General features: G+C 69.8%; 15 protein-coding genes. 1 reads left to right on the top strand and 14 read right to left on the bottom strand.

Features of this window, described 5'->3' with window-relative positions; all coding sequences use genetic code 11:
* From KME78_RS34125 to KME78_RS34115, 3 genes are all read right to left on the bottom strand, one after another.
* The gene (locus KME78_RS34125; protein WP_219533542.1) at positions 1-1,518 is read right to left on the bottom strand and encodes an MFS transporter; all 1,518 of its coding nucleotides are present in this window, start codon (positions 1,516-1,518) and stop codon (positions 1-3) included.
* The gene (locus KME78_RS34120) at positions 1,515-2,165 is read right to left on the bottom strand and encodes an LppX_LprAFG lipoprotein (RefSeq protein WP_219533541.1); all 651 of its coding nucleotides are present in this window, start codon (positions 2,163-2,165) and stop codon (positions 1,515-1,517) included. The genes KME78_RS34125 and KME78_RS34120 overlap by 4 nt, the downstream gene beginning before the upstream one ends.
* Before the next feature lie 72 nt (positions 2,166-2,237).
* Positions 2,238-2,696 carry a MarR family winged helix-turn-helix transcriptional regulator gene (locus KME78_RS34115; protein ID WP_214637536.1) on the bottom strand — a complete coding sequence of 153 codons (459 nt, stop codon included), beginning with the start codon at positions 2,694-2,696 and terminating at the stop codon, positions 2,238-2,240.
* 106 nt (positions 2,697-2,802) lie between these two features.
* Here KME78_RS34115 and KME78_RS34110 point away from each other — a divergent pair, with 106 nt between their 5' ends.
* Complete coding sequence (locus KME78_RS34110) at positions 2,803-3,729, top strand: cation diffusion facilitator family transporter (protein ID WP_219533540.1); 927 nt, start codon at positions 2,803-2,805, stop codon at positions 3,727-3,729.
* Here KME78_RS34110 and KME78_RS34105 read toward each other — a convergent pair.
* Genes KME78_RS34105 through KME78_RS34055 form a run of 11 tightly spaced genes read right to left on the bottom strand, consistent with a single transcriptional unit; the run spans position 3,726 to position 13,404 of the window.
* Positions 3,726-3,902: a hypothetical protein gene (locus KME78_RS34105; protein ID WP_219533539.1), complete on the bottom strand. Its 177-nt coding sequence runs from the start codon at positions 3,900-3,902 to the stop codon at positions 3,726-3,728. The two genes, KME78_RS34110 and KME78_RS34105, sit on opposite strands and share 4 nt — an antisense overlap.
* Before the next feature lie 9 nt (positions 3,903-3,911).
* Entirely contained in the window at positions 3,912-4,478 is a 567-nt protein-coding gene (locus KME78_RS34100; RefSeq protein ID WP_308127239.1) for a 4'-phosphopantetheinyl transferase family protein, read from the bottom strand.
* A 39-nt stretch (positions 4,479-4,517) separates the two neighbouring features.
* Positions 4,518-5,276: a hypothetical protein gene (locus KME78_RS34095; protein ID WP_219533537.1), complete on the bottom strand. Its 759-nt coding sequence runs from the start codon at positions 5,274-5,276 to the stop codon at positions 4,518-4,520.
* On the bottom strand, positions 5,273-6,610 hold the full coding sequence (locus tag KME78_RS34090) for an MlaD family protein (RefSeq protein WP_219533536.1): 1,338 nt from the start codon (positions 6,608-6,610) through the stop codon (positions 5,273-5,275). The genes KME78_RS34095 and KME78_RS34090 overlap by 4 nt, the downstream gene beginning before the upstream one ends.
* Positions 6,607-7,629, bottom strand: a complete 1,023-nt coding sequence (locus tag KME78_RS34085) for an MCE family protein (protein WP_219533535.1) — start codon at positions 7,627-7,629, stop codon at positions 6,607-6,609. The genes KME78_RS34090 and KME78_RS34085 overlap by 4 nt, the downstream gene beginning before the upstream one ends.
* Entirely contained in the window at positions 7,626-8,660 is a 1,035-nt protein-coding gene (locus KME78_RS34080; protein WP_219533534.1) for an MCE family protein, read from the bottom strand. Before KME78_RS34080 ends, KME78_RS34085 begins: the two co-directional genes overlap by 4 nt.
* Positions 8,657-9,682 (bottom strand): MlaD family protein, encoded by a 1,026-nt coding sequence (locus tag KME78_RS34075; RefSeq protein ID WP_219533657.1) that lies wholly within the window; start codon positions 9,680-9,682, stop codon positions 8,657-8,659. Before KME78_RS34075 ends, KME78_RS34080 begins: the two co-directional genes overlap by 4 nt.
* Positions 9,682-10,740: an MCE family protein gene (locus tag KME78_RS34070; RefSeq protein WP_219533533.1), complete on the bottom strand. Its 1,059-nt coding sequence runs from the start codon at positions 10,738-10,740 to the stop codon at positions 9,682-9,684. Before KME78_RS34070 ends, KME78_RS34075 begins: the two co-directional genes overlap by 1 nt.
* Before the next feature lies 1 nt (position 10,741).
* Complete coding sequence (locus KME78_RS34065; protein ID WP_219533532.1) at positions 10,742-11,761, bottom strand: MlaD family protein; 1,020 nt, start codon at positions 11,759-11,761, stop codon at positions 10,742-10,744.
* Between the two features lie 3 nt (positions 11,762-11,764).
* A complete protein-coding gene (locus tag KME78_RS34060; RefSeq protein ID WP_219533531.1) occupies positions 11,765-12,619 on the bottom strand; it encodes an ABC transporter permease in 855 nt (284 codons plus the stop codon).
* Positions 12,619-13,404: an MlaE family ABC transporter permease gene (locus KME78_RS34055; RefSeq protein WP_246652563.1), complete on the bottom strand. Its 786-nt coding sequence runs from the start codon at positions 13,402-13,404 to the stop codon at positions 12,619-12,621. The genes KME78_RS34060 and KME78_RS34055 overlap by 1 nt, the downstream gene beginning before the upstream one ends.
* Between the last annotated feature and the right edge of the window lie 55 nt (positions 13,405-13,459).

Here is a 13,459-nt window from a genome sequence, read left to right as displayed (position 1 = left end):
TCAGTCGCTCACCGGACGGCGGGGGAGGAAGGCGGCGACCACCGCGCCGAGGAGGCAGATCAGGGCGGTGAGGAAGAACATCTCCGTATATTCCAGATGCAGCGCCGCGTCCACCTTCGCGAGGTACTCGCTCAGCTGCTTGGTGTACACGGCGGGTTCGACCCCGACCGGGAGCGGTGTGTCGAGGTCCGCGGTCAGCGACTGGAACCGGTGGAACCCCCAGGCCGACACCCCCGCGATGCCGATCAGCATGCCCATCATCCTGGCCACCACCACCGCCGCCGAGGCCACCCCGTGCTGCGTGGCCGGCGTCACCCGCAGCACCGCCGCCGACACGGGCGCGATGACCAGCCCCAGGCCCAGTCCGGCCACGATCAGCGCGAGGTCCACCAGCAGTCCGGCGTTCGCCAGGTCGAGCGGCCAGCGGCTCATCAGCACATATCCGGCCGTGGCCACGATCAGGCCCACAATCGCCACCAGGCGGTCGCCGAGCCGGCGGGCCAGCACACCGCCCAGCACCGCGCCGACCGGCAGCGCGATCAGGAACCTGGCCAGCACCAGCGCCGCCTCCAGCGCCTCCATGTCGAGCAGCGTCTGCGCGGTGAACTGGACGAACACCATGGTGATCAGCAGCGCGGCCCCGGTCAGGAAGCTCACGCCCAGCGTGGCCAGCAGTGGCCCCTTGCGGATGCCCGTCAGGTCGAGCAGCCGGACCTTCGACCGGATCTCCCACCAGACGAACGCCGCTCCGGCCAGAACCCCCGCCGCGATCACCGGCAGGCCCCACGGCGGCAGTACGGTCGTGGCGGGCTCCGGGTTGTACAGGCCCACCACCAGAAGGGCGAGGCTCAGGGCCAGCAACGCGCCGCCAACCCCGTCCACGCGACCGGAGGCCCCAGACGAGGCACCGGAGGAGGCCCCGGCCGGCGGGGGAACGGTCAGCTGGACCGCGACGGCGGCCAGCGCGGCCAGCGGCAGGTTGATCCAGAAGATGGCGTGCCAGCCGCCCAGCTCGATGCCGAACACCGAGGTGCTGGGGATCAGCGCCAGCACCCCGCCGTACAGGGGACCGAGCGCGCTGCCCAGTTCCTGCGCCGCGCCGACCGCGCCGAGCGCCACCGGGCGCTCGTGTTCGTCCCACATGTCGCCGATGAGCGCCATCGTGATCGGCAGCAGCGCGCCGCCCGCGATCCCCTGGATCGTCCGGCCTGTCACCACCATCACCTCACCGGCCGCCAGCGCGGTCAGCACCGAGCCGAGCGAGAACGCCGCCAGGCAGGCGTGGATGAGGGGCCGCCGGCCGTACCGGTCGGAGAGCTGGCCGAGCAGCGGCATCGCGGCGATGTAGCCGAGCAGGAACCCGGTGACCACCGGTGTGGCCCGCTCCAGGCGGTTGGTGGGGATGCCCACGTCGGTGGCGATGTCCAGCAGGACGGTCACGACCACGTACGCGTCGAGGGCGGCGAGCAGCACCACCGCCCCGCCGACGCCGAGCGCGACCCGGCGGGCGCGCCTCATCCGGCGGCGGGCGGCGTGATCGTCACCGGCGCGTCGTAGTCGCTGAGCGACACGGTCACCGTGCCGTCCTGCAGCGGCAGCTCGACCTTGGTGAGCCGGCTGGTGGCCTTGTCCACCCAGATCTTGGCGTTGACGCCCTGGGTGACGCCCGGGACGAGGGTCCCGAGGACCTGACCGGAGAACGTGGCGGCCACCCGGTAGACGCCGCTCTCCTCGGCCTCGACGCGCGGGTCGGTGGCCGTGCCGAGCAGCTGCGCGAGGCCCTTGGCCGGGTTGAGGATCAGCGACGGGTCGTAGATCTGCGCCAGGTCCTTTCTGGTCATCTTCTGGAAGCCACCCGTCGGGCCCTTGAAGTGGACGGTGTCGCCGACCAGGGCGAAGGTGAGCTCCTGCAGGCTGCCCAGGACCTCGATGGTGATCGTGCCGTCGGCGTCACCGGTGGCGGTCAGCCTGCCGTCGGCCTTCTTCACCGGCACCTTGGGCTTGCCGTCCGTGGCGATGGAGAAGGTGGCCGACTTGACCGCCTTCATGGCCTCGGCCGACTTCTTCAGCAGATCGGGTCCGGCGGGCAACTCGCTGCCGCCGCCACCGGATGAGCAGGCGGACACCAGCGCGAGGATGACGACGAACAGCAGCTTTCGGAGCATGAGCGGATCGTAGCGAGCGCCCGGAACGATCGTGTGCCGTCGGGCATATCGGTTAGGTGTCGGCCTGGGCGTTCAGCGAAGCTTCTTCAGATGCTCCACGATCGGCTCGTAGGCCACCACGAGCGCGTCGAGCTGGTCGTCGGTGAGCCGGTCGACGAAATGCTCACGGACACTGGCCACGTGATCAGGCGCGACTCTCTCGATCGTGGCCCAGCCCTCGTCGGTGAGCACGGCGAACGTGCCGCGCCGGTCGTCGTGGCAGTCCTCCCTGGCGACCAGTCCCTTGGCCTCCATGCGGGAGATCTGGTGCGACAGCCGGCTGCGCGACTGGATGGTCGCGTCGGCCAGGTCGCTCATCCGCATCCGGTGCTCGGGGCTCTCGGAGAGGTTGACCAGGATCTCGTAGTCGTTCACCGAGAGAGCGTGCTCCTGCAGCTCGCGGTCGAGCCGGTGCATGAGCAGCTTGTGCAGCGCCAGGTGGGTACGCCAGGCACGCTGCTCAGCGGGGGAAAGCCAGCGGGGCGCGCTCATGATCTCCAATCTAGCGCACCAAGCCGTGAAAACCGCCGCCCGCGCGTGGGTGCCGGCGTTACCTGCTGTGGGCGGCCGAACGCGGCCCACCATAAGGTGACCCGTTATGGCGGACAACTCGGGTGAGAGTTTGGGCACCGTCCTCGTGGCGGGCGGCGCGAACCTGGCCATCGCGGTGGCCAAGCTGATCGCGGGCCTGATCGGCGGCTCCGCGGCGATGCTGTCGGAGGCCGCCCACTCGGCCGCGGACACGGTGACGGAGCTCCTGCTGCTGGTCTCCGTACGCCGGGGGCAGCGGCCCGCTGACGGCCGCCATCCGTTCGGGCACGGCAAGGCGGGCTTCTTCTGGGCGATGATGGCCGCGGTCGCGACCCTGGTCGGCGGCGCGGGCTTCTCCATCACCCACGGCGTGCACGAGATCAGTCACGGCGAGGACCTCGGCAACCTGCTCCCGTCGTACATCGTGCTGGCCGTCTCCTTCGCGATCGAGAGCGGGTCCTTCCTCAACGCGCTCGCGCAGCTGCGCAGGGAGGCCCGCAGGCATGACGTCAGCCCGTTCCGCCTGGTCTCGATCACCTCGGACACCGCGCTGAAGGCCGTCGTGTACGAGGACGCGGCGGCGCTGGTCGGGCTGGTGATCGCGGCGCTGGGCCTGCTCGGCTCCCAGGTGACCGGCTCGGCCGTGTGGGACGGCGGCGCGTCGATCGCGATCGGCCTGCTCCTGCTGGTGGCCGCGCTCACGCTGATCCGGTCGAACCTGTCGCTGCTGATCGGCCAGTCCGCGCCGGACCCGGTCGAGAAGGAGATCCGCGAGGTGCTGGCGGCGCAGCCCGAGGTGATGAGCGTGGTCGAGCTGCTCACGATGTACCTCGGTCCGGGCAGCCTCATGGTGGCCGCGAAGATCGACTTTCGGGACGACGCGAGTGCGGCCGGCGTGGAGATCGCCTGCGACGAGCTCGACCGCCGGCTGCGGGACCGCTATCCCGCCATCTCCCAGGTGTTCCTGGATCCCACTCCCACCCGGCGCCGCTAGTGCAGAGCCATCACCACGGCGAGGCCGACGACGTGCATGACCACGACGGCCACGATCAGCGAGACGAAGACGAACTTGGCCGGCCCGTGCTCGAAGGTCTTGCCCTCCTCGAGCGGCCTGCGCTGCGCCACCCGATCGGCGATGCGCTCCTCTAGCGGCTTGCGGTAGAACATGCGGCCATTTTATCCGGATATAGGGATCAATTCCGCTGGTGCGTCTGTGATAGCGGCCACCACGATGTCCCCCTCGGCGGTCCATTCGAGCAGGTGACGGCCCGCCGCGTCGGCGTCGGCCTCCCGCAGTCCGTCGATGGTCAGCTCGCCGCGCTTGATCAGCGCCTCTTTGCGCGTCCAGTGCCTGATCAGCTCTTCGTTGGTGGTGACCACGGCCAGCTCCTGCTCGCTGAGCGCCCGGCCGGCGAGCAGCCGGTCGAACGGGCCCGGCGGCACCCGCTCCGCGTCGATGCCGACCCGGCCCTCGCCGGCCGCCGCGCAGACGTAGCCGCGCGTGTGGCTGAGGCTGACGCCGAGTGAGGGGGCCTGCTCGATGTACGGGCGGCCGTGGCCGGGGCCGTGCACGTCGCAGTGCTGTAACAGGGTCAGCCCGGCCGGATCGGTGTCGAGCACCGCCGCGGCGCAGAGGCGTACGAGCAGGTGGGCCGCTATGAAGGAGCGGCGGTCGGGCTCGAACGCGAACCGGGCGGCGCGGGTCCGCTCGACGTCGGTCAGCCAGTCTTCTGGGGCGAGCACCTCATCGGGGCGTCCGCCCATCGCCAGGGGGCCGATTGGTCAGTCCTTCTTCTTCGAGCCGCTGTCCAGTTTGTACTGGTCCTCTTTGGCCGCGCCGAGCACGGAGACGTCGTGGACCTTCCAGACGCCCTTCTCCTTGACCAAGCTGATCTTGAGATGGGAGTCCTTGACCGAGCGTATCGCCTCAGAAGTGTTGACCTGTTGGTCGACCACGACGATGGCGTGCGCGGTGGCCTCGTCGACGTCCGACAGGTAGACCTCGCGGACGTTCGCCTGCGAGACGGCCTTGAGCTTGACGATGACCTGGGCCATCGCGCCGCCGAACGCCTCGTCGTAGGTGGCCAGGAAGTCGCCCGTGGCCTGGGCCGTCAGCGTGGCGCGGGTGGCCTGCAGGTCCTGGTAGTCGTAGCTGAGCAGGGCCTTGCCGAACGCGCTGGCCGCACCCGAGACCTCCAGCCGCAGGGCGCGCTCGCTCTCCAGCCGGGCCAGCGAGTCGCGGGCCTGGCTCGCGGAGATCCACTGCAGCGCGGCCGTGGCGGCCAGGGCGGCCACCAGCAGGGCCGCCATCACCACCATGATCCGCGCCCGACCCAACCGCCCCGGCTCCGAGGCGCCGCCCTCCGGCGTGGCACCGTCCGCGGCGGGGGCGTCCGAGGTGGGACGGTCCGGGGCGCTGCCATCCGGGGCGGGGGCGTCCGGGGCGGTGCTGCCGGAGGGTCTTTCGGTGGGTGCGTCTGAGGTGGGTGGGGGTTCCGCCGCTGTGGCCTCCTCCGCGGCGAGGTCCTGCTTGGTGGTCATGAGTTCTCCTCACGGCGGCGGGCGGCCCGGCCCACCGCGATCCACCCCAAGATTCCACCACTCGCCGCCACCGCGAGGAATATCGCGGCAATCAGCGGAGCGGCGTCCACCGGGGTACGGGACGCGGGCCCGGCAGCCGCGGCGGGCGACTTCGCACCTGCCGCGGCTTCCGGGGTCCGCTCGGGCGATGCGGTGGCCTTGGCGGCCGGCCGCCTGGTCTGCTCTGTCGTCGGGTCCTTGCGGGGTTTGTCCGCGGCGTCCTCCGTACGGACGGGATCGTCCACGGCGCGGTCGGGGCAGGCACGCAGGCGGGGAACGGTCGGCGGGCCGACCGGACCCGCGTACTCCTCGGCCGGTTTCGGGCCGCCCGGGACGCTGAAGACGAACTGCGCCTTGCCGTACACCGTGTCGCCCTCCTTCGCGCTGATGTCGTCCGCCAGGCTCAGCGCCGTCGGCACGATGGCCAGCAGGTGGTGCACGTTCCGTTCGGTCTCCGCGGAGAAGACCGGCTTGTGCGGCAGGCCGGCCGCGGTCAGCAGGCACGACAGGCCCGGCCTGGCCCGCTTGATGGCCCGGTCGAGCTGCCCGAACACGCCCGGCCCCTGGTCCAGGAAGGCGTCGAGGTCGGTACGCGACTCGCGCAGCGTGGCCGTCACCGTGCTCAGGTCCGTGATGCCCGAGGCCAGCTTGTCCTTGCGGCCCGCGAGCGTGTGGGTGAGCTGGGTGAGCTGTACGGACAGGTCGTCGAGCACCTGGGAGTTGTCGGCCAGCGTCCCGGTCAGGTCGTGCGCGTCTTCGATGATGCTCCTGATCGACGACGACCGGCCGTCCAGCGCCACCGCCAGCTCGTGCGTGATCGTCTTGGCATCCTTGGGCGGCACCGCGGCGAGCAGCTTGCCGACGCCCTCGAACAGCTTCTTGTAGTCGAGCGGCACCGTGGTCTTGGACAGCGGGATCACGTCGCCGGCCGCCAGCGACGGGCCGTTCACGCCGGTCGCGGGCGGCGACAGCTCCACGTACGGCTCGCCGATCGCGGACTTGCGCCGTACTTCGGCCGTGCTGGCCTTCGGCAGCCGGATCTCCTTGTCGATGTCCAGCCCCACGATGATCTTGCCGGGCGCCAGCCGTACGTCGCCGACCTTGCCCACCCGGACACCGAGGTAGGCGACGTCGAAGCCGCGGATCAGGCCGGGGGAGGAGACGAACTCCGCCGACACCCGATAGGGCTTGGTGATCGCGTCGAGCTTGATGATCGTGGTGAACGCCCAGATCGTCATCACGATGCCCAGGGCGGCGAAGAAGCCGAGATTCAGGTAGATGCGGCGGTTCCTCATCGCGGCGGCTCCAGGAGCAGGCGGAAGTCCTCGACCCGGTTGGGCAGCACGCCCGTCTTGCCGTCCGGCAGGAGGCCCTTGTGCTTGGGCAGCAGCAGGCCCTTCAGCCACACGTAGATGAGCACCTGGCCGTTGACCGTGATCGGCGGCGTGTCGATGAACGCCTGGAGCTTGGTCACCAGCGCCTTCAGGTCCTCCTTGCCGCGCAGCATCGAGGTGGTGATCGCGTCGAGCTCGCGCAGCAGCGTGCGCAGCCGGGCGGCGTGCCGCGGGTAGACGGTGAGGTTGGCCTCCTTGGCCAGGTCGGTCAGGGCGATGATGGCCTTCTTCACGTGCTTGCGGCCGTGCGCGAGGCGGGCGGTGGCCGCCGCCAGCGTGCCGGGCAGCCGGTCCAGCTCCTTGCTGCCCTTGGCGAGCTGGTCGCCCAGCTTGGCCAGGGCGTCCACGGTGGTGGCGATGTCCTGGCGGGCCGCGGCGTAGGTGTCGGTCACCTCGGCCGTCTGCTTGATCAGCTTGTTGACGTCGGCGCCCTTGCCGGCGAACGCGGTCGAGGCGGCGTCGAGGATGGCGTTGACGTCCTGGGTGCCGAGCGCCTCGATGAGCGGCCCGGCCTTGGCGGTGACCTGCTCGATGTCCGGCTCGACCGAGGTGTCGGTGATCGTGGCGCCGCTCTTGAGGTAGGGGCCCTTCGACAGGTCCTTGCCCGCGGGCGGCGTGAGCTGGACGTAGTTCTCGCCCAGCACCGAGGTCTTGGCCACGGTCGCGGTGCTGCCTTCGGGCACCGGGTGCTCCGACATGATCGACATGGTGACCCTGGCCTGGTAGCCCTGCAGCCGGATGCCGGTGACCGTGCCCACCCGCACGTCCGAGATCTGCACGCTGTGCCCGGCCACCAGGCTCTGTACGTCGTCGAAGGTGGCGTTGATCGTCAGGTCGCCGCCGGTGGCGCCGAGCGTCTGGAGCGAGCACGAGGCGGTGATGGTCAGCGCGAGCAGCCCTGACAGGACACGTGCCTTCATCGGCTCTTCTTCTTCCCCTGCTCGTAGGGGCAGTTGCTGAGGCCGGCGGGCAGGCACGGCACCTTGCCGAGGTTCAGGGCGTCGAACAGCGGGGTCAGCCAGGCCCTGGTCATCGCGTTGAGCACCACGCGGATCTTCAGCACGTGCTGCTTCTTGTCCCACGAGTCGATCAGGATGTCGGCGAAGTCGGCCGCGCCCTTGACCGCCTGGGCCATCGACGCGCTGTTCGCCCGGACCGTCAGCACCAGCTCGGCCAGCGTGCCGGCGGCCTGCGGGAGGCGTTCGGAATAGGCTTCGATGATCACGTCGCCGCGGCGGACGAAGTCGGCCATGCCGGAGATGAACGTACGCAGCCGCCGCCGCTCCTCGGCCAGGATGGCGCTGGCCTCGGCGAAGGAGTCGATCGCGCCCGTCACCTGGTCCTGTCGCTTGTTGAGGCTGGTGGCCAGCTTGTTCAGGCCCTTGGCCAGGTCGATGAGCTGCTGGTCCTGCTTGGCCAGCGTGTCGGTGAGGTGCGCGGTGTCGGCGATCGCGTTGTTGACCGTCTTGCCGCGGCCTCTGACGCTGTCGGCGAGGTTGCCCGCGACGTCGCCCAGCTTGTCGGAGTCCAGCGCGTCGGTCAGTTTGGTGAACGCGTCGAGCGCGTCGTCGATCTCCACCGGCAGGTCGGTGCGCTCCAGCGGAATGGTGGCGCCGGCGGCGATCCGCTGGTCGCCGGGCTTCCACGGCGGGTAGAGCACCACGTTCCGCTCGCCCAGCGTGTTCTGTGGGGCGACCACGGCCTTGACGTTCGCGGGCAGCGGCACCTCACGGTCCACCGACAGCTCGACGCGTACCTTGTCGCCGTCGATGCGGATGTTCGTCACGTATCCGGCGTCGAGCCCCATCACCTTCACCCGCGCCTGCTCGTACAGCGACGGCGCCTTGCTGAAGATCGCGGTCAGCCGGTACGGCTCCGCGCCGAGCAGCGTGCACCCGCCGCTGCCCGCCAGCAGCGTCACGGCCAGCAGGACCGCCAGGAAACGGGTCATCTGTCGTTCTTCCTGTCTTTGGCGATGGCGCCGAGCACCTCCGGGTTGATGGGGCCCAGGCCCGTGGCTATGGCCTCGAGCCACGGGCCTTGGCCGCCCATCGTGGACAGCCCGGAGAACGTCGGGCCGGCCCACGCCAGGAGCTTGTTGAACTCCTTGTTGCCGCTGTTCAGCTTGGTGGTGATCGCGCCGGTGTCGTCGAGGACCCGGACCAGCGTCCCCTCGTGTTCGTTGATCAGCCGGGTGGTGCTCTGGACCAGGTCGCTGCCGTCGCCGAGCAGCGTGCGCAGTTCGTTGCGGCGCGAGCGCAGCTCGTCCAGCATGACCTCGATGGCGTCGATGAGGCGGGCGAGCTGCTTGTCCTTCCGCTCCAGGACGTTCATGATCTTGGTGCCGTTGTCGAGGAGCTTCTGCAGCTGCGGTTCGCTCTCGCTGATGGTGTCGGACAGGTCGCCGATGTTCTTCAGCAGCTTGGTGATCCGGCCGCGCTTGCTGGTGTCGATCTTGCCCAGCTCGGTCAGCAGGTCGTCCACGGCCTTGGTGTCGAGCTTCTGGACCAGGTGGGTGGCGTCCTTGATGGCGTCGTTGATCAGGGTGGGGACGCCGGTCCGGGTCACCGGGATCCGCCGCTGGGCCTCGGGGAGCTGGTCGATGTACGGGGCGGCGACGGGGCCGGTCAGCTTGACGTACCGGCCGCCGAGCAGGTTGGACAGCGTGATGTCGGCCCGGGTGGCGCGGCCGAGCCGTACGTCGGTGTCGACCTTCCAGGTGACGACCACGTTGCCCTGGCCGTAGTCGGGCCGCACCTCGGTGACCTTGCCGACGCGTACGCCCGCGACCCGCACGTCGTTGCCGGTGCGCAGGCCCCCGGAGTCCACGAACGTGCCGGACATGTAGTAGCCGCCTTCGAGCAGCCCGAGGTTGCCGACCAGGAAGGTGGCCACGAGGACCGCGCCGAGCACCGCCAGCGAGACCAGGCCGACGACGATCTTGTTGCGGTCGCGGAAGGACTTGAGCGCCATCACTCACCGACCATGAGCTTCTGCAGGTCTTTCGAGCTCTGGACCCGGGTGCTGCCGCGCAGCGGGGGCGGCGTCTTCATCGGGTACGGGCAGGGCGCGGCGCTCAGTGCCAGGCAGGGGACCGCGGTGATGAAGTAGTGGCCGCGATCGACGCTGGAGTAGGCACGCGCGAACAGCGGCTGGAACGTGCTGATCGTCTTGTCGATCTCGCCCACGTGCCGCCTGACGCCGCCGGTCAGGCCGGACAGGTGGTCGACCAGCGCGCCCAGCTCGTCGGCGTTCTTGCCGAGCACCTCGTTGGAGGTGTGGACGGTGGTCGACAGCTGCACGATCGAGTCGTCGATCAGCTTGCGGTTGTCGGCGAACGCCTCGGAGAGCGTGACCAGGTTGTCGACGAGCTGCTCGATCTGCTGGTCGCGCTGGGCGACCACGCCGGTGACGGTGGCGTAGTCCTTCAGCAGCCCCTGGATCGTCCGCTTGCGCTCGTTGATCGTGCCGGTGATGGCGTTGATGTTGTCGAGCAGCCGCGGGATGTTCTTGTCGTTGCCCTTCAGGGACTTGGCGGCGGCGGTGAGCAGCTGGTTGATCTGGTCCGGGTCCAGGCTGCGGGTCAGCGGTCCGAGGTCGCTCACGAGCTGGCCGATGTCGACCACGGACGAGGTGTGGATCACCCGTGAGCCGGGGGCGAGCCGGCCGGGCGCGGTGCCGGGGAGCAGGTAGACGACCCGCTGGCCGACCGCGTTGCGCCACCTGATCGCGGCCTCGGTGTCCGACGGCACCCTGACGGCGTCCTGGACCTCCATGGTGACCTCGGCGCGGCCGTTCACCACCTTGATCGTGTCGACCTGGCCCACGGGCGCCCCGGCGATCTTCACCTGGTCGCCCTCCGTCAGCCCCGACACATCATCGAATGTCGCGATTAGTTGGTATCCGCCGCCGGTGCTGACCCGGGCGATCTGTACGGCGATCAGCACGATGAGCGTCAGCGTCACGCCGACGAACAGGACGACGCGGAGCAGTGTCCACCGGCGGGTCACCCGTTCCCTGGACAGCGCCACGTCAGTCCCTCCCGTCGGTCGGGCCGCAGGAGCCGACGACGAGCTCGCAGATGTCGGTCGAGACGAACGCCTCCACCTGCAGCTGGCGGGTGTTTCCGGGGCCCGGCGCCTCGATCAGCTTGTTCAGCAGGTCCACCAGCCGGTTCAGGCCGCGTACGCCGTCACCGGCCAGGCCGAGCTGGGCGTAGATGAGCGCGGCCACCCGCTCGCCCGAGTGGACGCCCGCCCGCAGGTCCTGGCGGTGCTTGCGCAGGCCGTGCGCGGCCAGGCCGGAGACCGAGGTGACCTCTTGGAGCAGGACCCGCACCTTGTCGGCCCGTTCCAGCAGGTCGGGGGTGATGACGTTGACATCGGAGGAGATGGACACCAGCTCGTCGCCCTTGTCCGACAGCGCGGTGGACAGCCCGGCCACGTCGTGCAGGAACTGCCTGGCCCGCGCCCGCTGCCGGTGCGCGACGCCGACGACCGTGCCCGCGTCGTCGATGAGCTCGCGCAGCCGCGTCCCCTCGCCGTCGAGCCCCTGGGCCAGCGTGTGCACGATGATGGTGACCTCACGCGGGTCGACGGCGTTCAGGCCGCGGTAGGCGGCGCCCAGCGTGTCGGACAGGTCTAGCGGCTCCTCGGTCGTGGTGATGACCGCGCCGCTCGCCAGGTAGGGGCCGGTGGTCTCGCCCGCGCCGAGCTTGAGGTCGACGAACTTGGGCCCGAACACCGACGACGGCTCGATGGCCGCGACGGTGCTGCCCGGCAGCCGGACGCCGGGCTCGATGGCCATGCTCACCACGGCCTTGCCCTTGGCGTCGAGCGACACCTTCGTCACGTCGCCGACCGTGATGCCGCGGATCTTGACGGGGGACTGGGTGTCCAGGCCCTGACCGGCCCGGTCGAACACGGCGTCGATCCTGGTGCCGCTGATCTCGGACGCGGTCCGTACGATGAAGATCGTCGTCGCCGTGAGCACCAGGATGAGCGCGAGCGCGATGCCCGCGCGCACCGGCAGGGAGAACCCGTCGCGTCCCATCGCTCACCCCGTCAGCTTCACGCTGCCGCCGCCACCCCAGAACAGGTACGACAACAGCAGGTTGAGCAGGACGATCGTGACGATCGACTGACGGATCGCGCGCCCCGCGGCCACCCCCACGCCCACCGGGCCGCCGGTGGCGTAGAAGCCGTAGTAGCAGTGGATGACGACGACGGTGAAGGCGAACACGGCCACCTTGGTGACGCTGAACACGATGTCGCTGACCGGCAGGTACAGGTAGAAGTAGTAGTCGTAGACGCCCGGCGCCAGCCCGAACAGGACCGTGCTCATCAGCCGGGTGGCGAAGAAGCTGGCGAACAGCGCGATCAGGTAGATCGGCACCAGCGCCAGCAGCGCCGCGACCACCCGGGTGCAGATCAGGTAGGTGAAGGCGTTGATGCCCATCACCTCCAGCGCGTCGATCTCCTCGGAGATCCGCATCGCGCCGAGCTCGGCGGTGAACGACGAGCCGACCTGCGCGGCCAGCGCGGTCGCGGCGATGATCGGGGTGATCTCGCGTACGTTGGCGAAGCTGCCGACCAGGCCCATGAACGACTCGGCGCCGATCGCGGCCAGCCCCTGGTAGCCCTGCAGCCCGACGGTCGCGCCCACGACGAAGGCCATCGTGAACACCACGAAGATCATGCCGCCGCCGATGACGGTCGCGCCGACGCCCACCACCACGTCGCTGACCTGGCGGACGACGACCTTGACGTACTTCAGCCGGAGGATCACGTCTCGGACGGAGTAGAACAGCACCTTCCACACGAACAGCGGCCAGTTGGCCAGGGTCGCGAACCGCTCCGCCCATTCGCGCCCGGTGACGGCGAGCCTGAGGCCGGCCGTACGCGTGACCATCACAGCGCCTTCGGCGGGTAGGCGAGGAAGTAGACCGCGGAGATCACGTAGTTGAAGGCGAACACCAGCATGAACGTGACCACCGTCGACTGGTTGACCGCGCGGCCCACGCCGACGGGGCTGGTGGCGCAGGTCATGCCCTTGTAGCAGGCGACGGCCGCGGCGATGAAGCCGAAGATCCACGCCTTGAACAGGGTCACATAGAGGTCGGAGCTCACCACGAGGGACAGCGCGCCGTCGAAGTACGCGCCGGAGGTCACGCCCTGGACGACCACGTTGAAGAAGTAGCCGCCGCTGGCCCCGGCCAGGATGACCAGCGGGCACAGGCAGACCGCGACCGTGCTGGCCGCCCACATGCGCGGCGTGACCAGGCGGTGGATCGGATTGACCGACATCACCTCCATGGCGCTGAGCTCGTCACGGATGTGCCGCGCGCCGATGTCGGAGGTCATCGCGCTGCCGCCGGCCCCGGCGATCAGCAGGGCGCTGGCCAGCGGCGCGACCTCCCGGATGAGCCCGACGAACACGGCACTCCCGGTGGCGGACGCCGCGCCGAGCTGCCAGGCCAGGTCGCCCACCTGTAACGCCACGGTCGCGCCGAGGGGTAACGAGACGAGCAGCACGGGAACGCTGGTCACCCGGGCCAGGAACCAGCACTGGTCGACGAACTCCCACCACCAGCTCCGGACGTCCCAGCTACGGCGCAGTCCCTCCAGGACGATGACGAAGAGGTCGCCCACCTGGCCCAGCACGGACACGGCCTTGCGGCCCACGTATCCGGACAACTGACCACCTCGTAACCAGCCGACTACGGAGCAGTAACCCTACTGACGGTCCGTC

The sequence above is a fragment of the Nonomuraea guangzhouensis genome (genome assembly GCF_019396345.1).
Lineage (GTDB): Bacteria > Actinomycetota > Actinomycetes > Streptosporangiales > Streptosporangiaceae > Nonomuraea > Nonomuraea guangzhouensis.
The sequence above is the reverse complement of the archived record's forward strand: the minus strand, read 5'-3'. Positions and strand labels throughout refer to the sequence as shown.

Bases quoted from the DNA above. Each gene is read 5' to 3' on its own strand.
- KME78_RS34125 (WP_219533542.1), bottom strand. From the start codon at position 1,518: ATGAGGCGCGCCCGCCGGGTCGCGCTCGGCGTCGGCGGGGCGGTGGTG.
- KME78_RS34120 (WP_219533541.1), bottom strand. From the start codon at position 2,165: ATGCTCCGAAAGCTGCTGTTCGTCGTCATCCTCGCGCTGGTGTCCGCC.
- KME78_RS34115 (WP_214637536.1), bottom strand. From the start codon at position 2,696: ATGAGCGCGCCCCGCTGGCTTTCCCCCGCTGAGCAGCGTGCCTGGCGT.
- KME78_RS34110 (WP_219533540.1), top strand. From the start codon at position 2,803: ATGGCGGACAACTCGGGTGAGAGTTTGGGCACCGTCCTCGTGGCGGGC.
- KME78_RS34105 (WP_219533539.1), bottom strand. From the start codon at position 3,902: ATGTTCTACCGCAAGCCGCTAGAGGAGCGCATCGCCGATCGGGTGGCG.
- KME78_RS34095 (WP_219533537.1), bottom strand. From the start codon at position 5,276: ATGACCACCAAGCAGGACCTCGCCGCGGAGGAGGCCACAGCGGCGGAA.
- KME78_RS34090 (WP_219533536.1), bottom strand. From the start codon at position 6,610: ATGAGGAACCGCCGCATCTACCTGAATCTCGGCTTCTTCGCCGCCCTG.
- KME78_RS34085 (WP_219533535.1), bottom strand. From the start codon at position 7,629: ATGAAGGCACGTGTCCTGTCAGGGCTGCTCGCGCTGACCATCACCGCC.
- KME78_RS34080 (WP_219533534.1), bottom strand. From the start codon at position 8,660: ATGACCCGTTTCCTGGCGGTCCTGCTGGCCGTGACGCTGCTGGCGGGC.
- KME78_RS34075 (WP_219533657.1), bottom strand. From the start codon at position 9,682: ATGGCGCTCAAGTCCTTCCGCGACCGCAACAAGATCGTCGTCGGCCTG.
- KME78_RS34065 (WP_219533532.1), bottom strand. From the start codon at position 11,761: ATGGGACGCGACGGGTTCTCCCTGCCGGTGCGCGCGGGCATCGCGCTC.
- KME78_RS34060 (WP_219533531.1), bottom strand. From the start codon at position 12,619: ATGGTCACGCGTACGGCCGGCCTCAGGCTCGCCGTCACCGGGCGCGAA.